This window comes from Nocardia sp. CA-120079, assembly GCF_050955745.1.
In the GTDB taxonomy this organism is placed as follows: Bacteria; Actinomycetota; Actinomycetes; order Mycobacteriales; family Mycobacteriaceae; genus Nocardia.
The window spans coordinates 1,374,896-1,395,968 of the sequence record NZ_CP192088.1 but is presented as its reverse complement, the minus strand read 5'-3'; the positions used below and the strand labels follow the sequence as shown (position 1 = coordinate 1,395,968).

The following is a 21,073-nucleotide window of genomic DNA, read 5'->3' as shown; positions in this document are numbered from 1 at the left end:
AACGGCTGTGGCGCAAAGGAAGATATGCGGACGCTAGCTGCCGAGGGTGTCGGCGGTGCGGAGGGCGTCCAGGACCATGGGGGTATCGACGGTGAAGGGTTCGTTGTGGATGGTTTCGCCGGGGGCGGTGGCGCGTTCGGCGATGGCGGTCAGGGTTCGGTTATCGGGGTCGGTCAGGCCCAGCGCGGCGAAGGTGGTCGGGAGACCGACCGAGGTACAGAATTCGAGGACCGTTGAAATCTCTGCAGTGGGAGCGCCTTCCAGCACCAGCTGGGTGAGGACGCCGAAGGCCACCTTTTCGCCGTGTAGGTATGGGTGGGTTTGCGGGGCGGCGGTGAGGCCGTTGTGGATCGCGTGGGCGGCGGCGAGGCCGGAGGATTCGAAGCCGAGGCCGGAGAGCAGGGTGTTGGCTTCGACGATGCGCTCGAGCGCCGGGGTGACGGTGTGGTTGCGGACCGCGGCGAGCGCGTGGGTGCCGTCGGCGAGCAGGGTCCGGTAGCAGAGTTCGGCCAATGCGGTAGCGCTGCGGGTGGACGCGCCGCCACGCATATTCCGGACCCGCGCGGCACTGCAGGTCCGCGCCTCGAACCAGGTCGCGAGCGCATCGCCCATACCAGCGATGAGCAGCCGCGCCGGAGCCTGCGCGATCGCGGACGTATCGACCAGGACCAATGCCGGATTCCGTCGAACCAGCTGATAAGCCTCGAATTCCCCAGCATCGGTATAGATCACCGACAACGCGCTGCACGGCGCGTCACTGGACGCCGTCGTAGGACAACTGATCATCGGCAGTTCCAGATCATCGGCCACCGCCCGAGCCGTATCGAGCACCTTGCCCCCACCGGCGCCCAACACCACCGTGCTCGCTCTTTCCTGCACGGCTGCGGTCACCCGCCCGATCTCCGCCCGACTGCACTCACCCCCGGACCGATGCACCGAATACTCGATCTTCGCCTCGGTAAGCGACTCCTGCCACGTCTGTGCCAACAACCGATGCGCACTGGCCCCCGCCACAATCATCACCGGCCCCGCGATCCCCAACCGCGTCATCTCCGCCCCGAGCGCCCCCGTCGCATCCCGCCCCTGCACATAATGCCCCGGCGAAGAAAACACACTCAGCATCTGCCACCTCCCGATCGCGGGCACCGCCGAAGCACCCACACCGCCGCCCGACAGCCGACTCCGTACCCAAACGCTACGCGGCCGCCGCACCCTCCGACCACTACCCCGACCTCGCCGAGAGCGGTGAGGCGATGGCACGTCATCGAGCGACCGCACAAGCGCTTTCTCAGTGCACACGCGCGATCGAGCATCTGCGGTGGTGAACAGAGGGGGTCGCGAAGTGCGTCAGTGGGTAGCGTCTACGGCCAGTACTTGCGCCAATCGGCGGCGGATAGCGGGACGCGCTCGCCGCGGGCGGCTTCGGCGGCATCCTCGGTGGCGCGGACTTCCGATGCGAAGGACAAGGTGGCTTTGCGGAGGCGTTCTTCTGCGCTGTCTTCGCCGCCCAGCGCGACGGCGCGCAGGGTATCGGGGATCAGGTCTTCGGGCAGCCCTGCTTTGAGGCTGCGGGAGCGGATCTTCTCGGCCAGAGCCAAGGCGGGTTGGGCCAGGGCTATGCCGTCGAGGCAGGAACGGCGGGATTTTTCGGCGGATTTGCGTTCCTCCCAGGCTTTTTCCTGAGCGGCGATCTTTTCCGCGACGGTGGCCGACGGGTCGATCGGTTCGTCGGCGAGGTGCGGGCTGCGGTTGACGAGTTTGGCGACCAGTGCGGCGGCGACATCATCGACGGTGAATTCGCCTGCGGCCTGGGCGATTCGGGAGTGGAACAGGACCTGCAGCAGCAGGTCGCCGAGTTCTTCCTTGATGGTTTCGGCGTCGTTGTGCTGGATGGCGTCGAGTAGTTCGTAGGTTTCCTCGAGCAGGTAGGGGCGCAGCGAGTCGTGGGTTTGCGTCACTTCCCAGCCGCCGAAGTTCCACAGCCGGTCCATCACCTCGACGGCGTCGCCTAACCCCGCCGCCACCAGGGCGGCATCGGTTCGGCCGGATTCGGCCGCCGCCCGCTGAGGATCATCGGCGATCGCTTCCGGGACCGCGTGCTCATGGGCACCATTGGCCCGTCCCGCCTCCGCCGCCGCATGTCGGGCGGCCCGCAGAACGGCTTCGTCGCGGTCCGAACTCATCGAGCCGCCGTGGCTTCGGTGGCGACCCGCAGCTCTACGAAGCCCTTCGGCTTGCCATCCAACTGCAGCAACAGGTCGGCAACGAATTGCAACAGGACGACATCGCGCACCCGGTCGGCGCCGACACTGTCCTGCACCCGGGGCAGCGGCAACTGCACCACCCCGCTCGCCGCGCGATAGCCCGCGCTCGGGTACAGGCGCTTCAATCGCATCTGCTTGGAATCGGGCAGGCTCATCGGCGAAACCTTCAATGTGGTTCCGGTGACAGCGATTTCGGTGACATCGTATTCGCGAGCCAGCAGACGCAGTTTCGCCACCGACACCAACCTGCCGACCTCGACGGGCAGCGGCCCGTACCGGTCGACGAGCTCCTCGACAACCGACTCCAACCCCGGAGCATCTTGCGCCGCAGCAAGTTTGCGGTAGGCCTCCAACCGGAGCCGATCGCTGGTGATGTAGTCGGGCGGAATGTGCGCGTCCACCGGGAGGTCGATGCGGACCTCCTTGACCTCCTCGGTCGTGATCGGCTTTCCGTCAGCGGCGGCCCGATAAGCCTCCACCGCCTCACCGACCAGCCGCACATACAGATCGAAGCCGACACCGGCCACATGCCCGGACTGCTCGGCGCCCAGCACATTTCCGGCGCCACGGATTTCGAGGTCCTTCATGGCGACCGCCATACCCGCGCCGAGATCCGAGTTCTGCGAAATGGTGGCGAGCCGGTCGTAGGCCGTCTCGGTGAGCGGCTTCTCCGGCGGGTAGAGGAAGTAGGCGTATCCGCGTTCACGACTGCGGCCGACGCGCCCACGCAACTGATGCAGCTGCGAAAGACCGAGAGCGTCCGCGCGTTCCACGATCAACGTATTCGCATTGGAAATATCGAGCCCGGTCTCGATGATGGTGGTACAGACCAGCACATCGAATTCACGCTCCCAGAATCCCTGCACGGTCTGTTCGAGCATGTCCTCGTTCATCTGACCGTGCGCGACCACCACCCGCGCCTCCGGCACCAGATCCCGAATCCGCTTGGCGGCCTTGTCGATCGATGAAACCCGGTTGTGCACATAGAAGACCTGGCCGTCGCGCAGCAGCTCACGCCGAATGGCCGCGGTGACCTGCTTGTCGTTGTACCCACCGACATAGGTGAGCACCGGATGCCGCTCCTCGGGCGGGGTGAGGATGGTCGACATCTCGCGAATGCCCGCCAGGCTCATCTCCAGGGTGCGCGGAATCGGCGTCGCGGACATGGTCAACACGTCGACGTGCGTGCGCAGCGCCTTGATGTGCTCCTTGTGCTCGACACCGAAACGCTGTTCCTCGTCCACGACCACCAGGCCGAGATCCTTCCACCGCACGCCGGTCTGCAGCAGCCGGTGCGTACCGACCACGATATCGACGGTGCCGTCCGCCATCCCCTCGAGCACTACGCGGGATTCGGCCGGATCGGTGAAGCGGGACAGGCCCTTCACGGTCACCGGGAATCCACCGACGCGTTCGGTGAAGGTCTGCAGATGCTGTTGCGCCAGCAAGGTTGTCGGCACCAGCACGACGACCTGCTTGCCGTCCTGCACCGCCTTGAAAGCGGCGCGCACGGCGATCTCGGTCTTGCCGTAGCCGACATCACCACAGACCACGCGGTCCATCGGGACCGCCTTCTCCATATCCGCCTTCACCTCGGCGATGGCGGTCATCTGGTCGACGGTCTCGGTGAACGCGAACGCGTCCTCCATCTCCTTCTGCCACGGACTGTCCGGTCCGAACGCATGTCCGGGCGCGGCCTGGCGCGCGGCGTAAAGCTGCACCAGCTCACCGGCGATCTCGCGAACCGCCTTGCGCGCCTTGCGTTTCGTATTCGCCCAGTCGGATCCGCCGAGCTTGGACAGACTCGGCATCTCACCGCCGACATAGCGCGAGAGCTGATCCAGCGATTCCATCGGCACGAACAGCCGATCACCGGGCTGCCCGCGCTTACCGGGCGCATATTCGATGACCAGGTATTCCCGCCGCGCCCCGCCGACGGTGCGTTCGATCATCTCGACGAACCGGCCGATGCCATGCTGATCGTGCACCACCATATCGCCGGCGTTCAGCGCCAGCGGGTCGACTTGATTGCGGCGCTTGGCCGGTAGCCGCTTCCCCTCCGCCGGTGCGGTGACCCGGTTGCCGGTGAGGTCGGATTCGGCGACGACAACCAGACGGGCGTCATCGAAGACCAACCCGTCGTGCAGCGAACCGCACAGCACACCGACCACTCCGGGCGTCGGCTCGGCACCGGCTGTCAAAGCAGCCGCGGGCACGTCGGCATCCGAGAGCCGTTCCAGAATGCGTTGCGCCGTACCGTGACCCGCCACGACCACGACCGCGCGTCCACCGGTCAGCACATGCGCGCGCAGCGACGCGAAGATCGTCGCCACCAATTCGTCGGATCCGCGCGCCGCGGGCCCGGCCAGCACCGGCAGCACAACCTCGGCGGGATCACCGGAGGTCAGCGGGCTCAGACTCCACCACGGCAGACCGTGTGCGTTTGCGCTGTCATGGATTTCGGGCAGCGCGCGGTAACCGGAGGCGGCCAGATCGAGTCCGTGCCCACCCAACGGCGCGGCACCGCCGAACGAGGCGGCGGTCCACGATGCCTCCAGGAACTCCTCACCGGTGCGCACCAGATCGGCTGCGCGCGTGCGGATCTTCTCCGGATCGCACAGCAGCAGCTGGGTGCCCTCCGGCAAAACCTCGGTGAGCAGCCGCAATTCGCCGGGCTGCAGCACCGGCAGCAGTGCCTCCATGCCCTCGACCGGAATACCTTCGGAAAGCTTCTCCAACATCTCTACCAGCGCCGCATCGGCGGCATTCGCCACCGCGACCTCGGCGGCGCGCGCGCGTACAGCCTGGGTGAGCAACAGTTCCCGACACGGCGGCGCGACGACCACATCCACCGTCAGATCGGTCAGCGAGCGCTGGTCGGCGACCGCGAAGGGCCGCAGCTCGGTCACCTCGTCGCCCCAGAACTCCACGCGCACCGGATGATCGGCGGTGGGCGGGAACAGATCGAGGATGCCGCCGCGCACGGCGAACTCACCGCGCTTGCCGACCATATCGACGCGGGTGTAGGCGAATTCGATCAGGCGCAGGAGCAATTCGTCGAAATCGAACTCCGCGCCGACACGCAGCACGATCGGTTCGATATCACCGAGGCTCGCGGCCATCGGCTGCATCAGGGAGCGAACGGTCGTCACCACGACCCGCAGCGGTTCCGGAAACACCGGATCCTCCGGATGCGCCAGCCGCCGCAGCACTTCTAACCTGCGCCCCACGGTGTCGGCACCCGGCGACAGCCGCTCATGCGGCAGCGTCTCCCAGGACGGGAACTGTGCGATCGCCGCGCCGAGGATTTCCTCCAGCTCGACCGTCAGATCGTCGGCTTCGCGCCCGGTCGCCGTCACCACCACCAGCGGCCGCTGGGCCGCGATCGTCGCCGCGACGAACGGCCGCACCGCCGAGGGCCCGACCAACTCGACCGGCGACTTCCCGACCAGGTCAGCGACGGTCCGCAAGGCCGAATCGGCCCCGGCCACCGCGGCCAGTCCGGCAAGAGGTGGACGGTGGGTGGACATCGAACGCTCCTGAGCTCAGGCGAGGTTTTTAGGACGGCCAACCGAGTCTAGGCTCCCCCGACTCCCCCAGCCTTTGCCGGGATGAGTTACCTATGTGCTCACGAAATCAGTCGACACGTCACAACCTACCAACGCGCTGTGACACCTTTACGGCACGTAGCGGCGTAGGCGGCGGGCGGCGAATTCCCGGAAGTACGAGAGCTTCTCCGGGGGCACGATCGCCGGGAGCAGGAAGTACCAGGCCCGTTCCATCCTGGTCGCCATCTGATCGATCGAATCGGTGCCGACCGCCGTGATATGCACGCCCGCGGTCATTTCCTGCAGTAGCAGCCCGATCACCTCGGCGTCCAGATCGGCCTCGAGGTCGCCCTGGGCGATGGCCCGCTCGGATAGCACACGGTAGGTATCGCCCCAGGTCTTGGCGATATTGTCGCCTTGTGCGCCGCGGTAGTCGCCGATCTGATGGGTCAGCTTGAGCATCGCGCCGACCATCGGATCGTTCATGGATAGGTCCGCGACGACATAGGTTATCCCGATACATGCCTCGAGCGCGGGCACCCTCGGATCGAAGAAACCCTGGCACGAACTGACCAGACGCTCATTGCCCTGGTCGACCACGGCGCGCGCTAGCTCTTCCTTCGATCCGAAGTGAAAGTACAAGGCGCCCTTGGTCACGTTCGACTGCGCGATGATCTCGCTCAGGCTCGCATTCGCATATCCCAAGCGCAGAAAGACATCGGCAGCGCCCGCCAGGACGGAATCGCGGGTGATCTCCGCACGCGCTTGCCTAGCCATCAGATCCGCCTGTCATCCTTAAACCAGCCATCCTGAAGTAGACCGACATCCCGAAGTAGACCGACTTACCGCTCGAACAGCACCCTGAGGATGGGTGAACCGTACCACCAGGTGAGCGCGCGCCAGCGAATTCGAGCATTCGGACGGGCATACTGCGCAATTTGCTGGCTACCAATGCGGTCAATCTCCCGTACCGGCACGCCATTCCGAGCTCAGCTGCGGTCGGGCTTCCAAATGACTGAGGCCGTTCCAGCACAGGTTCACCAGATGTGCCGCGACAACCTCTTTCGACGGTTTGCGCTCGTCCAGCCACCAGGTCGCGGCGGTCGAGACCATGCCCACCAGTGCCTGCGCATACAAACCGGTCAGACTGGTATCGAAACCGCGGCGCTCGAAATCGCCGGCGAGAATATGCGCGACCTGATTGGTGGCCTCGTTGAGCAGGCTCGAGTAGCGGCCCTCCGCGGTAGCTGCGGGCTGGTCGCGCACCAGGATTCGGAATCCGTCGGTGCGTTCCTCGATATAGGTCAGCAGTGCCAGCGCGACCTGTTCGAGCCGAATTCTGGACCGATTCTGGGTGAGCGAGGAGGTGATCATGTCCAGCAGCATCGACATCTCGCGGTCCACGACCACGGCGTAGAGCCCCTCCTTGCCGCCGAAGTGTTCGTACACCACGGGTTTGGAGACTTGCGCCCGCTGTGCGATCTCCTCGATCGAGGTCGCGTCGTAGCCGCGCTCGGCGAATATTGCGCGACCGATCTCGATCAACTGCTGCCGCCGCTGAGTACCCGTCATCCGTGGCCGGGACACTCGTTGCGGTTCACCCGAAGACAACGCCCCGCCTCCCTGCGCATGACCCGAACTTTTGCCGACAACTGTTCCAGACAGCCCCGCCCGCGCGCGCGTCGCCCCGCCGAAGACGGCAATCGAGGGGCCGATTTCGGCGTTCGCCCAGATAACGCGACCGGTGTGAACTCGTCGCGGCAACGGGTACCCACGAATTCCGCGAAGCAGTTCGACTAACCGGAGGTCTTCATGCGAGGATTCATGCCGTGCCGCTGGCGCAGTGGCGGGTTTCGCAGATCCGCCGGTGTGACAATCCGCCGTAGTGTAATGGCAGCACCTCTGATTTTGGTTCAGATAGTTCAGGTTCGAGTCCTGGCGGCGGAGCACACCGGCACGATGGCTTATCGTTGGCCGCGCACATCGCTGAACAAGCACGACGACAGCGCTGACCAAGCACGACGACAGCCCCAAGCACGATGACAGGCAGCCGAGGGAGATCCATGCCACAGCAGACCGCCGTCGTCGTTCTCGCAGCCGGTGCCGGGACGCGAATGCGGTCGAAGACTCCTAAAGTGCTGCATTCGCTGGCCGGTCGAAGCATGCTCGCGCACGCGCTGCATGCGGCCAACGAGATCGACCCCGCGTTCCTCATCACCGTGGTAGGACACGATCGGGAACAAGTCGGCGCCGCGGTCGCCGCGGTCGCCGCCGACCTCGGCCGCGACATCACCACCGCCATTCAGGAAGAACAGCTCGGAACCGGCCACGCGGTGCAGTGCGCGCTCGCGGCGGTTCCCGAGGATTTCACCGGTGACCTACTGGTCACCTCCGCCGACGTGCCGCTGCTGGACGGGCACACCCTGTCCGCGCTGCTCGACGAACACCGCAGCTACGCCGAACGTTCGGCGGTCACGGTGCTGACCTTCGAACCCGACGACCCGAACGGCTACGGCCGCATCGTCCGCAATGCCGACGGCCAGGTCACCGAAATCGTCGAACATGCCGACGCCACCCCGGCGCAATCGGCGATCACCGAGGTCAACTCCGGTGTCTACACCTTCGACGCGACCGTGCTGCGCACCATGATCGGACGTCTTTCCACCGCCAATGCCCAGCACGAGCTGTACCTGACCGATGTGCTGCGGCTGGCTCGCGAGGCCGGACATCCGGTGCACGGCGCACGGCTGCTCGACTCGGCCAAGGTCACCGGCGTCAACGACCGGGTGCAGATGTCGCAGGCCGCACGCACCCTCAACCGATACATCCTCGAACGGCATATGCGCGCGGGAGTCACGATCATCGACCCCGCGACCACCTGGGTGGACGCGAACGTGAAAATCGCCAGGGACGCCGAAATCCGGCCGGGTGTGCAGTTACTCGGCGGCACCGTCATCGGTGAGGACGCCGTGATCGGACCGGATTGCACGCTCACCGATGTCATTGTCGGCAACGCCGCGCACGTCGTTCGCACCCACGGTGATCAGGCCGTGATCGGTCCCGGTGCGAATATCGGACCGTTCAGCTATCTGCGCCCGGGCACCGTTGTCGGCGATTCCGGAAAGCTCGGCGCATTCGTCGAAACCAAGAACGCATCGATCGGCGCGCACTCCAAAGTGCCGCACCTCACTTATGTCGGCGACGCCACCATCGGTGAGCACAGCAACATTGGCGCCTCCAGCGTTTTCGTCAATTACGACGGTGTGAAAAAGCACCACACCGTGGTGGGCTCGCATGTGCGGACCGGCAGCGACACCATGTTCGTCGCACCGGTGACGGTGGGTGACGGCGCTTATACGGCGGCGGGTACTGTGCTGCGTAGAAGCGTTCCGCCGGGGGCACTCGCGGTTTCAGGTGGTCCACAGAAAAACATTGAGGGCTGGGTGCAGCGCAACCGTCCTGGCACGGACGCGGCACGGGCGGCGGCGGAAGCCATCGCGACCAAAGAGATGTCGGGTCAGGCAATCGAGCAAAAGGATGGCAAACAGCAGTGACCGCGTCATGGATCGACAACCAGAAGAACCTGATGCTCTTCTCGGGACGCGCTCATCCTGAGCTGGCCGAGCAGGTGGCCAAGGAACTCGACGTCCACGTCACCCCGCAGACCGCGCGCGACTTCGCCAACGGCGAGATCTTCGTCCGGTTCGAGGAGTCCGTGCGCGGCTCGGATGCCTTTGTGCTGCAGAGCTTTCCGGCTCCGCTGAACCAGTGGCTGATGGAACAGCTCATCATGATCGACGCGCTCAAGCGCGGTTCGGCCAAGCGGATCACCGCGGTGCTGCCGTTCTATCCGTACGCCCGTCAGGACAAGAAGCACCGCGGCCGCGAGCCCATCTCCGCCCGCCTGGTCGCCGACCTGCTCAAGACCGCGGGCGCGGACCGCATCATCACCGTCGACCTGCACACCGATCAGATCCAGGGCTTCTTCGACGGCCCGGTCGATCACATGCACGCCCAGCTGCAGCTGGCCGAGTACGTGCGCAACAACTACAGCCTCGAGCACATCACCGTGGTCTCCCCCGATTCCGGTCGCGTGCGCGTCGCGGAGAAGTGGGCCGACTCGCTGGGCGGCTCGCCGCTGGCGTTCATCCACAAGACCCGCGACCCGCTGGTGCCGAACCAGATCAAGGCCAACCGCGTGGTCGGTGAGGTCGAGGGCCGCACCTGCATTCTGATCGACGACATGATCGACACCGGTGGCACCATCGCCGGCGCGGTCAAGGTGCTCGAGGCGGCGGGTGCCGGTGATGTGGTCATCGCCGCGACGCACGGCGTGTTGAGCGATCCGGCCGCCGAGCGCCTGGCCACCTGTGGCGCCAAGGAGGTCGTGGTCACCAATACGCTGCCGATCGACGAGGAGAAGAAGTTCCCGCAGCTGACCGTGCTGTCGATCGCGCCGCTGCTGGCTCGCACGATTCGCGAGGTCTTCGAGAACGGTTCGGTCACCGGACTTTTCAACGGCAACGCATAGTTTCACACTTCGTCGCGGCTCGGACCCAGGTCCGGGCCGCGACGTTGCTGTTTGTAAGACCCGCTTCGGCGTGGTACCCATGGCGGTTAAAGGATGACCAACGGGGGGCGCCATGTCGGATTCGGAACCGCATATCAATCTCGAGAAGTCGCAGGACCCGCCTCAGGACAACGTGGACGCGACCAAGGTGTGGTCACCGGAGGCGGGTCTCGATCCGACGACGGCTTATCAACCGGGACAACAGTTTCCGCCGGAAACCGCCCCACCGTACACCCCGCCCGCGGGTTATCAGCAGCCCACCGCCTATCCGCCGCCACCGTATCCACCGAACTACCCGCAAGCCGGTCCGTACGTCGGACCACCCGGCTATCCGCAAACGACCGGCCCGTACCCCGGTTACCCGTACCAGCCATATACGCCACCTCGGCAATCCGATGTCCCGATCTTCTCGATCATCAGCTTCTCCTGCCTGGCGGCGACCGCACTGTCGGTGGTGATTCTCTGTGGCCTGCCCATCGTGATCACCGGACCGGCGGGCATCGTCCTGGGCGTCATCGGCCACAGCAAGGGCGAATCGCTCGGCAAATGGGCGGCCATCGCCAACGGCGCGGTGCTGGCGATCGCGGTCGTCCTGGCCATCGCCTTCATCGGGTTCCTCGGGGCCCTCAGCTGACGGATTCGTACGGGTCCGATCCCGTTTGCCCCCGATGTCGAGGGGGATACTGGGGGTATGGACCGTGACCCGCTCGATATGGACATGGGGGACGACGACCAGGAAGACGAGATCCGCGCATACCGGCGAAATGTCGAGGATCCGCCTGATGACCTACGCATTCGCTATCACGAAAGTGAGGATGACGGCCGACTCGGCATCGGCGATGAACTCGAACAGGAGTGGACCCGTCATCGTAAGGCAGCCGAACTCGCCGAGGAGGACGAGCGCCCGGCCGAGGTCGCCGCGATGGAGATCGTCGACGATACCGACCTATAGCCCGCTCCCCGCCGACAGGAGAGTTCGATGAGCACGCCGCAGCAGGGACCTGAGCGCGGCGATTCGTCGCCCGAGAAACCGGCCGGCGAATCCGAGCCGCTCGAATCCTCGCAACCCGTCGAACCCGCCGCGCAGACACCTGCCGAGCGGGCGGCCGCCGACACCGCGCCTGATCCCGCACAACCACAGCCGTCGAGTGACCCCGCGCAACCGGAACCGTGGAATGACAACGCCGCGGCACGGTACGACCAGGACCAGCCCGGCACCGTCTATCCGCCGATCAACGACGCCACACCGGACACCCCGAACGGTGGCAATCCCCCCTATGCCCCGCGGCCGCACACCACGCCGGGACCGCGATCGGGTTCGCAGACCCTGTCGATCATCGGGTTCGTCTGTGCCGGCATCTCATTGCTGTTCTGCCCCTACCTATTCGGCCCGGTCGGCATCATTCTCGGCATCATCGGCCACAAAAAGGGCGAATCCCTCGGCAAATGGGCCGCCTTCGTATCCGCCATTTCCCTGGTCATCGGGCTCATCCTGATCTATGCCGTCTTCAGCGGCAGCATGATCCCGGACTCCGACTGACCGTGCGCTGGACTGGTTAGGGCTAGCGTTGTCGCCATGAGTCGATTCGGTGGGTTCCCACTCGCGGGGCTGGACTTCTACGAGGATTTGGAAGCCGATAACTCGAAGGCCTTCTGGACCGCGCACAAGGATGTCTACGAGGAGTCGGTCAAGGCGCCGATGGTCGCGCTGACCGCGGAGTTGGAGGCGGACTTCGGGACCGCCAAGATTTTCCGGCCGTACCGCGACGTGCGCTTCTCCAAGGACAAGGTGCCCTACAAGACGGCGCAGGGCGCGGTGGTCAGCGTCGCGCCGGGTACGGGCTGGTATGTGCAGATCAGCGCGGCGGGACTCTTCGTCGGTGGCGGATTCTATGCGGGCTCGCCCGCGCAGATCGCCCAGTTGCGCACAACCATCGATGACGAGGTCCGCGGCCCGGAGCTGGAGGCCATCCTGGCGAAGCTCACCAAGGCCGGATTCACCATCGGCGGCGAGCAGCTCAAGACCAAGCCGAAGGGGTACGACGCCGACCATCCGCGCATCGATCTGCTGCGGCACAAATCGCTGACCTGCAGTAAGGAATACGGCGCACCGGCGTGGCTGGACAAACCCCGCGCCGCGAAGGAGGTCCGCACCGCCTGGGAGACGATGCGGCCCTTCATCGACTGGCTGGGCGCGGTGGTCAGTGGTGCGCCCGCTCGGACCTAACGGCGAGCGGCGAGGACGAGGGCGAAGCGATTGTCCGGATCGGTCCAGACCTGTTCGGTCTCGAATCCCGCTGCGGCCAGTTCGGCGTCCAATCCGTCGATACGGAATTTGGCCGAGATTTCGGTGCGCATCTGCTCGCCGCGCGCGAACTGGACAGTGAGGTCCAGTTCGCGCACCTGCACGGTCATATCTTCGGTGGCCTCCAGTCGCATTTCGATCCACTCGTCTTCGGTATCCCAGACGGCGACGTGGGCGAACTTGTCCGGCTCGAAGTCGGCGTCGAGGCGACTGTTCAAGACATGCAAGACATTTCGGTTGAATTCTGCGGTGACGCCGGCCGCGTCGTCATAGGCGGGGACCAGTACGGCGGGGTCGATCACCAGGCCCGCGCCGAGCAGCAGCTGCTCGCCCGGCTCCAGCACCTCGTGGATGCTGGACAGGAATTCGGCCCGTTCGGCGGGGACCAGGTTGCCGATGGTGCCGCCGAGGAAGGCGATCATGCGGCGGCCGCCGCGCGGCAGATTGTGCAGGGTGTCGGTGAAATCGCTGACCACACCGTGCACCGCGAGGCCCGGGAACTCGGCAGCGATCTCCGCGGCGGCCGCCCGCAGCGCCGAGGACGAGACATCCTGCGGAACATAGGTTTTCAGCGGCCCCTCGGCGGTCGAAGCGGAAAGCAGCAGCCGCGTCTTGGCGGCCGAACCCGAGCCGAGTTCGACCAGGACCTCGGCCTGCGCGGTGCGGGCGATCTCGCCGACTACCCGCTCCAGTAGTGCGCGTTCGGTGCGGGTCGGGTAGTACTCGGGCAGTTCGGTGATCTTCTCGAACAGTTCACTGCCTCGGGCGTCGTAGAACCACTTGGGTGGCAACCACTTCGGGTCCGCGGTGAGGCCGACCATGGCATCCGCGCGCAACGCCGAGGTGAGGTCGTCATCGGATAGGTAGATCTCCAGCGTGGGTGCGGTCATAGGAGCGAGCCTTTCGTGCTTGGCACATCTAAAAGCGGCGTGACGGACAGCGCGCCGGGGCGAGCGCTGACCAGCTGGCGATCCGGAATCGGCTGCCAGCGCGGATCGTCGTCGAAGGGCTCCGAGGACAGGATGGCGAAATCATCGGTCACCAGAGCGGATAGCGAGTGGTAGACGGTGGTCGCCCACAGCTGCCTGCCATCACCGAGCAGGAAATTCAGTCGGGCGCCGGGGGATTGAGCCAGTACGGCCGAGACCAGCAGACCCAATGCCGCAGGCGCCGCCGCCCACGAACCGTCGGGAGTGTCGGTCGAGAGCAGACTGCGCAGGATCACCCAGAGCGTCGCCGCATCGGTCGCGGATTCGGCCTCCAGCAACTGCACCGGCTCGAACAGCGGCCCCGCACCGAGTTCGGTTGCGGTGGAGCCGAATTCTGCGGCGACCGCGCTGAGGGCCCGCCGCCAATCCGGCACCATGCCGTTATGGCTGAATGCCCACCGACCGTGCGTGAACGGTGCACAGGCATTCCGCTCGACCGGCATACCCACGGTCGCCGAGCGAACCGCCGCCAAGACCGACCACGACTCCAGTTGCGGCAGAACCTCTTCCACCGCCGGATCGGTCCAGATGGGCGCTGAGTTGCGATACCGGCCGACGGTCACGCCGTCGTCGTCACGCCACCAGGCCACTCCGAACCCATCCGCATTGATCGTCCCGCCCCCGCGCATATCCTTGGGCGCCCACGCCTGGGTCCGCAGGGAATGCGAACCGAGCGTCAACATGGCGCCCACGCGCACCGGCGGGCCGACATATCCGAGTTGACGACACATCAGCGCCGCCCTTTCGCCGTCGATACCCTCACTCGCCCTCGCCTTTTCGCAGGTCGCGGGCCAGGCGGAAGCCGGAGAAGATCTGGCGGCGGATGGGGTGGTCCCAGTTGCGGAAGGTGCCGCGGCAAGCGACCGGATCGGTGCCGAAGGAGCCGCCGCGCAGGACTCGATAATCGCCGCCGAAGAACACATCGGAGTATTCGGCGTAGGGGAAGGCGCGGAAGCCCGGATAAGCCTCGAAACCCGATGCGGTCCACTCCCATACGTCGCCGATGAGCTGATGCACACCGGCCGGGGAGGCACCGGCCGGATACGCACCGACCTCGGCGGGTTCCAGGTGCCGCTGGCCGAGATTCGCGGTGGCGGAATCGGGTTCGGCATCACCCCACGGGTAGCGGCGGGACGTGCCGGTCTCCGGATCGAAGCGCGCCGCCTTCTCCCATTCGGCCTCGGTGGGCAGACGCTTGCCTGCCCAGGCGGCATACGCCTCGGCCTCGAACCAGCAGACGTGCACCACCGGCTGCTGCGGACGCACCGGCGTCATCACGCCGAATCCCCGACGCCACCAGTGCCCGGCCGGATCGCACTCCCAGAACTGCGGCGCCACCAGGCCCGCCTGCTGCCGGTGCGCCCAACCGTGTTCGGACCACAGCTCGGGCCGCTCGTAGCCGCCATCGGCGATGAAGGCCTGGTACTGGGCATTGGTGATCGGTGCGACATCGATGGCGAAGGCGGGCACGTGCACCGGATGCGCGGGACGCTCATTGTCCAGCGCCCACGGGTCGGTCGAGGTGCCCATGACGAATTCGCCTGCGGGAATGACGACTTCGCCACCGACCGGAGCAGCCGCCGTCGGTGCGGCCTGCGCGGACAGCACCGCGGGGCCGGTGCGCAATTGATGGGTAGCGAGCATGGTTTCGTCGTGCTGCTGCTCGTGCTGGGCGATCATGCCGAATGCGAAGCCACCGTCGACCAGCGGATCACCGTGTAAAGCGCTGGTTTCCAATACATCCCACACCTTGTCGCGCACGGTGCCGACGTAGCCGCGGGCCTGGGCGGGGTCGAGCAGCGGCAATTCGGGGCGATTGGCGCGAGCGTGTTTGAAGGCGTCGTACAGCTCGTCGATATCAGCGCGTACCGCGTCGCGGCGGCCGACATCGCGAACCAGCCAGAGCTCTTCCTGATTGCCGATGTGGGCGAGGTCCCAGACGAGCGGGCTCATCAGTCGCGAATGCTGGGCGACCAGCTCTGCTTCATCGAGGGTGGTGAGGCCGATGGTGCGATCCCTTGCGCGGGTAAGCACTTCGGCGATCCGGTCACGCAATTGTTCGGTGCCGGAATTGTCCGTTGCGGGGTGCGGAATGGTCACGATGGGTATCTCCCGAACTCGTTGTGGTCGGCGATTCGAGGTGCGGCGCGGCGAGTCATGGATGGTCCTCGGGCTGATCCGCACTGCGCGAAACGAGTTCATCGGTCGGGGTGCGACCGCTGCGACATCGTTCGGCGGCGGATTCGATCTCGCGGGCCGCCACCGGACTCGCCGCGTGTGCCGCCGCCAGGGTCAGCAAATCGACCGCGACGCCACGGATCTCCGGATCGGCCAACCCGCAGCGCGCTGCGTCGAGCCAGCGGCCCGCGAGTGGCGCGGCGAGTGCCGTCGCCTCGGCGACAACCGACGGAGCCGAAAGCAGGGCGTCGAAGAGATGGATCGGGACGGTCCAGTCGTTATGGGGCTGAGCGTCCAGATAGCGGACCTCGAGGTGTCCGGAGGCCCGTACCGGCGGGAACAGCGTGGTCAGGTGATAGTCGAGATCCCCGACATCGGGACGCCGACCGATCTCGTCGTCCAGCGCACCGGACAACCAGTCCGCAAAGGTCGCCTCCGGCGGCGCTGACCAACCGATGTCGCCGCCGTTGCCGGATACGCCATCGGGCCGGCGAACGCACAGCAGCGGGACATCCAGGGCCCAGCGCGCATAGCCGGCGATCGGGTCCGGCCAGGATTCCACCGCGGGACGGGTGCGCGCGTGGTCCAGACGCAACCAGGTCCGCATGCGCTGGGATGCCCAGGCACCCACCGGCGCCCCGTGTAATTCGGGCGAGCAGGCGAAGGCGGCGAGTAACGCGGGACCGATCGCGTACAGCGCATTCCACCGCGCGGTGACCTCGGTGCGGTCCGCACCGGCATCGACGCTGACCTGCGTCGCGGCGGTATTGCACATCATCAATTTGCCGAACGGGCCGATGCCGCTGAAGGACTCTTCCATGGCGCGATAGCGCGGTAACCGCAGGACCCGTTTCGGGCGGCGGTCCGCATCGGCGGCGGCGGAGACGGTGCGGATGGATCGGGATCCGAGTAGATCCCGCAGCATCCGAGCATCGGCGTGCAAACCCTCGCACAGCTGCGCGGCAGCGGCGAACGGGGCACTGGAGAGTTCGATCTGACCGCCGGGTTCGATGGTGACCCGGCTGCCCCCTGGCAACGGAAGTGCCGGCGAATCGGGGGCGATGGACCGCGGTGTATAGGGTCCGAGTGCATCTGCGAATGCAGCCAGTTGCGGGCGGGGGGCGGCCGACGGGCCGGACGGCGAACACTCACCCTGCACGGTGAGCCATTCCAGTTCGGCGCCGATGAGCGTCGGTGGCCCCAGCTTGAAACAGATTTTTTCGAGATAGGCCTCGGCTGCGGCCCGCGACGAGAGCTCGCCATTTTCCAGCGCGATGACGCGCTTCGGATGCTCGAGCGTGACTGCCATACCAACCTCCACCATGTGAAACCAGGTAACCGTGGCTGTGCTGCGTCTGCGCTGCCGACAGTTGTTCAGGTAGTTCTGTATCGCCTCGGACGCCGGTCGTATTCCAGTGCCCCGACCCAAACCAGGGTAGCGAGGGGCACCGACACGAAATGTGACAAGAATCTGAATTCGTCGCCATGCACAGCGGCGGACTCGCGCACGGTGGCCCGGACCTGCGTCGACTCGTGCGACGGCCCAATGCCCCGATTTCGGCGATACTGTCGAGGCCATGCTCGACGAGAATCGCGTACGCGCCGACATCCCGGCCTACGGCGCCGGATCCGATCTGGTCTTCCTCGACAGCGCGGGCTCTTCGTTACCACCCCGAGTCGTCGTCGATACCGCTGTGGCACATCTGCGACGCGAGGCCGAAATCGGCGGCTACCGCGCGGCGAACGAGCGACTCGACGATCTCGCCGCGGTGAAAACCGATATCGGCCGACTCGTCAACGCCGATCCGACCGGCATCGCGCTCAGCGACAGCGCGACCCGCGCCTGGGCCGACTTCTTCTACTCGGTCCCACTCGCGCCCGGCGATCGCATCCTCATCTCCGGCGCCGACTATGCGAGCAATGCCATCGCGGCGCTGCAGCGGGCCAAGGCGACGGGCGCGGTGGTCGAACGGATTCCCAGCGACGGCAGCGGCCAGATCGACCTCGACGCACTGGCCGGCATGGTCGACGAACGGGTCAAGCTGGTGTCGGTGTTGCACGCCCCGACCAATGGCGGTCTGGTCAACCCGGCCGCCGACGCCACCCGGATCGCGCATTCGGTCGGCGCGCTGGTACTGCTCGATGCCTGCCAGTCGGCGGGGCAGCTGCCGATCGACGTGGCCGAACTCGATGTCGACGCCCTCTCGGTGACCGGCCGCAAATGGCTGCGCGGGCCGCGCGGCACCGGATTCCTTTATGTGCGACCGGAATTGGCCGCCTCGATGGAGCCGCAGCGGCTGGACCTGCACAGCGCGCAGTGGACTGCTCCGCAGGAGTACGCCGTGGTGCCCGATGCGAGTCGCTTCGAATTCTGGGAATGCGATGTCGCGGCGCGACTCGGACTCGGTGCGGCTGTGCGGTATCTGCTCGAGCTCGGGCCCGAGGACGTCTACGACGCGATCGCGGTCCGCGCGGAACATCTGCGCAAATCGCTGCCGGAAATCGACGGAGTCACGGTGCGCGACATCGGGATTCGGCACAGCGGCATCGTTTCGTTCACCGTCGACGGGAAATCCGCCGTCGAGGTGCGCGATCGCCTTGCGGCGCAGAATATTACGGTGACCGCGAGCCATGCCAGCTCTACGCTGCTGGATATGACCGCCCGTGGCCTGGATTCGGTGGTGCGTGCCTCGCCGCACTGCTTCGTGAGTTTCGAGGAGCTGGACCGGTTCGTCGGCGCGGTCGCGGCACTCTGATGTCACCTCGCGAACTGGTCGTCCTCGGCACCGCGAGTCAGGTACCGACCAAGCAGCGCAACCACAATGGGTATCTGCTGCGCTGGGGCGAGGAGGGCATCCTCTTCGATCCGGGCGAGGGCACCCAGCGACAGATGACGTACGCGGGCGTTTCGGTCACCGATATCACCCGGGTCGCGGTGACGCATTTCCACGGCGACCACTGCCTCGGACTACCCGGCATCATCCAGCGGATCAATCTGGACAAGGTCGCCCATCCGGTCGATGTGTACTACCCCGCCTCGGGTGAGCCGTTCTTCGATCGCCTGAGCAATGCCAGCTCGTTCTATCGGACCGTCGAGCTCCGGGCGCATCCGATCGCCGATCCGGGTGCGCTGGACGCGCCCGGTGCACCGTTCGCCCTCGAGGCGGTCGCGCTATCGCATCCGGTCGACACCTTCGGCTACCGGCTCACCGAACCGAGCGGTGTGCGCATCCTGCCGGAGCGGCTCGCCGTATTCGGCCTGCGCGGCCCGGCGGTCGGACAACTACAGCGCACGGGCAGTATCGAATTCGACGGGCGCACAATCACGCTGGCCGATGTCAGCGAGCCGAGGCCGGGCCAGAGCTTCGCATTCGTGATGGACACCCGTCTGTGCCCGGGCGTGCTGTCCCTCGCCTCGGGCGTGGACATGCTGGTGATCGAGGCAACCTTCCTGGACGTCGATGTGCAACTCGCCGAGGAGTACGGCCACCTGACCGCGGGCCAAGCCGCCCGAGTCGCCGCCGAAGCCGGTGTGCGCACCCTGGTCCTGACCCACTTCTCCCAGCGCTACCGCGACCTCGACGCACACCTCGCCGAGGCGGCCGCCTACTTCACCGGCGAGATCGTGGTCGCGACCGATCTCGCGAGAATCCCACTCCCGCAACGCCGTTAGCCCCGAGTCGCGCGGACGAGCAGATCGCACGCGTGCCTGGACCGACACCCCGCTGCCCATATCGCCGTCAGGCCAGGTGCAAAGCGAGGACTTGGGCGACGAGAACGCGATTATCGGTTGCCGGGACAACAAGGCGCAGACTGCGGTTCGCCTGGAGGGCGGCGATGCCATGCAGGTTGGTCCACAGTGCGATAGCGACGGCCCGCTGGTCGTCGGCGGTCGGTGCGGCCGCGGCGACCAGCGCGGCAAAGCGTTCGAACAACGGCAGGGTGATCGCGCGCAGATTCTCGCCGGAACCCTCGAGCAGGTCGTGGCGGAACATCAGGGTGAACATCTCCGGGCGCTCCCCCGCGAATTCGACGTATTCGGCCGCCATGACCTGCAGCTGCTCGCGCGGCGTGGTCGCCCCCGCCGCCGCCTTCGCGAACCGCTCGATGAGATCGGCGAAACCGCGCGCGGCGATGGCGGCCAGGAGTGCGCGGTGCGTCGGAAAGTGCCTGCGCGGCGCACCGTGGGAGACCCCGGCCGCGCGGGTGATCGCACGCAGACCCAGCTGGGCCGCGCCGACCTCCTCGAGCATGTCGACCCCGGCGCCGACGAGTCGTTCCCGCAACGGCTCGCTCGCACCGGTGGAGACATTGTCTACCGCGCTCATCGATTTCCTCCTGGTCGACTGCGTCACAGAGGACGAAATACCCTTTCGACAATCATAGACACTGTCTACACTCGTGCTGTAGACAGTGTCTACGACAACCCTCTCGGAGGCTCATGTGTGGTACCGGTTGTTCAAGTACGTCCTGGTCGGCCCCCTGCTGCGGCTGCTCGGCCGCCCCGAGGTGGAAGGACTGCGGCACGTACCCCGCACCGGACCGGTAATCATCGCGGCCAACCATGTCGCGATGCTCGACTCGATGTATCTCGCGCTGGCCCTGCCGCGCCGGGTCACCTTCCTGGCCAAGCAGGAGTACTTCACCGGGACCGGATTGAAGGGCCGGTTCCAACGCTGGTTCTTCACCGTCGCGGGTCAGGTCCCGGTGAACCGCACCGGCGGCACCGCCGCCGCGGACGCACTGACCGCCGCGACGAAAATCCTCGAATCCGGCGACGTCTGGGCCATCCATCCGGAGGGCACCCGCTCCCCGGACGGCTGCATCTACCGCGGCCGCACCGGCGCACTGCGCGTCGCCATGGCCACCGGCGCTCCGGTCATCCCGGCCGTGCTGTCGGGCACCGACAAGGTGAATCCGCGCGGCCACCGGCTGCCGCGCTTCGGCAAGGTGCACATCAGCTTCGGCACGCCGCGCTATTACCCGCAGCCCACCCCGAACCACCCGGCACCGGACACCACTCAGGTCCGCGCCGCGACCGACGAACTGATGCGGGAATTGGCCGCTCGATCCGGCCGGGACTACGTCGATCGCTACGCGGCGACTTTCTCGAATCGCCCATAACGCCACCCCGACACAGGCGTGTCCTCGGAATGGTTAACGCGGGGACGAATTGGCGGGATAGTTGGGGAGCAGGCCGGTTCACCCATGTCCGGCCA

Annotated in this window: 19 protein-coding genes and 1 tRNA gene; 10 read left to right on the top strand and 10 right to left on the bottom strand. The window is 66.3% G+C overall.

Annotated features, from left to right (window positions below):
* Positions 1-33 precede the first annotated feature (33 nt).
* From ACQPYR_RS06390 to ACQPYR_RS06370, 5 genes are all read right to left on the bottom strand, one after another.
* Positions 34-1,122, bottom strand: coding sequence for a glycerol dehydrogenase (locus ACQPYR_RS06390; protein WP_433628728.1), 1,089 nt, complete (start codon positions 1,120-1,122; stop codon positions 34-36).
* 239 nt (positions 1,123-1,361) lie between these two features.
* Complete coding sequence (locus ACQPYR_RS06385; RefSeq protein ID WP_433628726.1) at positions 1,362-2,183, bottom strand: MazG family protein; 822 nt, start codon at positions 2,181-2,183, stop codon at positions 1,362-1,364.
* A complete protein-coding gene (mfd, locus tag ACQPYR_RS06380) occupies positions 2,180-5,794 on the bottom strand; it encodes a transcription-repair coupling factor (RefSeq protein WP_433628724.1) in 3,615 nt (1,204 codons plus the stop codon). Before mfd ends, ACQPYR_RS06385 begins: the two co-directional genes overlap by 4 nt.
* 147 nt (positions 5,795-5,941) lie before the next feature.
* Positions 5,942-6,589 carry a TetR/AcrR family transcriptional regulator gene (locus ACQPYR_RS06375; protein ID WP_040695316.1) on the bottom strand — a complete coding sequence of 216 codons (648 nt, stop codon included), beginning with the start codon at positions 6,587-6,589 and terminating at the stop codon, positions 5,942-5,944.
* 180 nt (positions 6,590-6,769) lie between these two features.
* On the bottom strand, positions 6,770-7,384 hold the full coding sequence (locus ACQPYR_RS06370) for a TetR/AcrR family transcriptional regulator (RefSeq protein WP_433628721.1): 615 nt from the start codon (positions 7,382-7,384) through the stop codon (positions 6,770-6,772).
* 304 nt (positions 7,385-7,688) lie between these two features.
* Between ACQPYR_RS06370 and ACQPYR_RS06365 the strand changes: the two genes are divergently transcribed.
* The 7 genes from ACQPYR_RS06365 to ACQPYR_RS06335 all read left to right on the top strand — a co-directional run bounded on the left by ACQPYR_RS06365 (position 7,689) and on the right by ACQPYR_RS06335 (position 12,609).
* Positions 7,689-7,759, top strand: a tRNA-Gln gene (locus ACQPYR_RS06365).
* Positions 7,760-7,875: 116 nt separating this feature from the next.
* Positions 7,876-9,366, top strand: a complete 1,491-nt coding sequence (gene glmU, locus ACQPYR_RS06360) for a bifunctional UDP-N-acetylglucosamine diphosphorylase/glucosamine-1-phosphate N-acetyltransferase GlmU (RefSeq protein ID WP_433628718.1) — start codon at positions 7,876-7,878, stop codon at positions 9,364-9,366.
* Positions 9,363-10,343 carry a ribose-phosphate diphosphokinase gene (locus ACQPYR_RS06355; protein ID WP_433601377.1) on the top strand — a complete coding sequence of 327 codons (981 nt, stop codon included), beginning with the start codon at positions 9,363-9,365 and terminating at the stop codon, positions 10,341-10,343. The genes glmU and ACQPYR_RS06355 overlap by 4 nt, the downstream gene beginning before the upstream one ends.
* A 112-nt stretch (positions 10,344-10,455) precedes the next feature.
* Positions 10,456-11,016, top strand: coding sequence for a hypothetical protein (locus ACQPYR_RS06350; protein ID WP_433628716.1), 561 nt, complete (start codon positions 10,456-10,458; stop codon positions 11,014-11,016).
* Between the two features lie 57 nt (positions 11,017-11,073).
* The gene (locus tag ACQPYR_RS06345; RefSeq protein ID WP_063036673.1) at positions 11,074-11,334 is read left to right on the top strand and encodes a hypothetical protein; all 261 of its coding nucleotides are present in this window, start codon (positions 11,074-11,076) and stop codon (positions 11,332-11,334) included.
* Positions 11,335-11,361: 27 nt separating this feature from the next.
* Positions 11,362-11,922: a hypothetical protein gene (locus tag ACQPYR_RS06340; protein ID WP_433628713.1), complete on the top strand. Its 561-nt coding sequence runs from the start codon at positions 11,362-11,364 to the stop codon at positions 11,920-11,922.
* A 36-nt stretch (positions 11,923-11,958) separates the two neighbouring features.
* Positions 11,959-12,609: a DUF2461 domain-containing protein gene (locus ACQPYR_RS06335; protein WP_433628710.1), complete on the top strand. Its 651-nt coding sequence runs from the start codon at positions 11,959-11,961 to the stop codon at positions 12,607-12,609.
* Here the strand turns inward: ACQPYR_RS06335 and egtD are convergent.
* Genes egtD through egtA form a run of 4 tightly spaced genes read right to left on the bottom strand, consistent with a single transcriptional unit; the run spans position 12,606 to position 17,163 of the window.
* Entirely contained in the window at positions 12,606-13,577 is a 972-nt protein-coding gene (egtD, locus tag ACQPYR_RS06330; protein WP_433628707.1) for an L-histidine N(alpha)-methyltransferase, read from the bottom strand. The two genes, ACQPYR_RS06335 and egtD, sit on opposite strands and share 4 nt — an antisense overlap.
* Positions 13,574-14,407, bottom strand: a complete 834-nt coding sequence (gene egtC / locus ACQPYR_RS06325) for an ergothioneine biosynthesis protein EgtC (RefSeq protein ID WP_433628704.1) — start codon at positions 14,405-14,407, stop codon at positions 13,574-13,576. The genes egtD and egtC overlap by 4 nt, the downstream gene beginning before the upstream one ends.
* A 28-nt stretch (positions 14,408-14,435) precedes the next feature.
* Positions 14,436-15,776: an ergothioneine biosynthesis protein EgtB gene (gene egtB / locus ACQPYR_RS06320; protein ID WP_433628701.1), complete on the bottom strand. Its 1,341-nt coding sequence runs from the start codon at positions 15,774-15,776 to the stop codon at positions 14,436-14,438.
* A gap of 55 nt (positions 15,777-15,831) precedes the next feature.
* On the bottom strand, positions 15,832-17,163 hold the full coding sequence (gene egtA, locus ACQPYR_RS06315) for an ergothioneine biosynthesis glutamate--cysteine ligase EgtA (protein WP_433628699.1): 1,332 nt from the start codon (positions 17,161-17,163) through the stop codon (positions 15,832-15,834).
* 268 nt (positions 17,164-17,431) lie between these two features.
* On the opposite strand from egtA, the gene ACQPYR_RS06310 reads away from it, so the two are divergent.
* Together ACQPYR_RS06310 and ACQPYR_RS06305 are read left to right on the top strand one after the other, a co-directional pair.
* On the top strand, positions 17,432-18,610 hold the full coding sequence (locus ACQPYR_RS06310) for an aminotransferase class V-fold PLP-dependent enzyme (RefSeq protein ID WP_433628696.1): 1,179 nt from the start codon (positions 17,432-17,434) through the stop codon (positions 18,608-18,610).
* Complete coding sequence (locus ACQPYR_RS06305) at positions 18,610-19,527, top strand: ribonuclease Z (protein WP_433628693.1); 918 nt, start codon at positions 18,610-18,612, stop codon at positions 19,525-19,527. The genes ACQPYR_RS06310 and ACQPYR_RS06305 overlap by 1 nt, the downstream gene beginning before the upstream one ends.
* A 67-nt stretch (positions 19,528-19,594) precedes the next feature.
* Here ACQPYR_RS06305 and ACQPYR_RS06300 read toward each other — a convergent pair whose 3' ends face one another.
* The gene (locus ACQPYR_RS06300; RefSeq protein WP_433628691.1) at positions 19,595-20,182 is read right to left on the bottom strand and encodes a TetR/AcrR family transcriptional regulator; all 588 of its coding nucleotides are present in this window, start codon (positions 20,180-20,182) and stop codon (positions 19,595-19,597) included.
* 85 nt (positions 20,183-20,267) lie between these two features.
* On the opposite strand from ACQPYR_RS06300, the gene ACQPYR_RS06295 reads away from it, so the two are divergent.
* On the top strand, positions 20,268-20,978 hold the full coding sequence (locus ACQPYR_RS06295) for a lysophospholipid acyltransferase family protein (protein WP_433628689.1): 711 nt from the start codon (positions 20,268-20,270) through the stop codon (positions 20,976-20,978).
* The last annotated feature ends 95 nt before the right edge of the window (positions 20,979-21,073 follow it).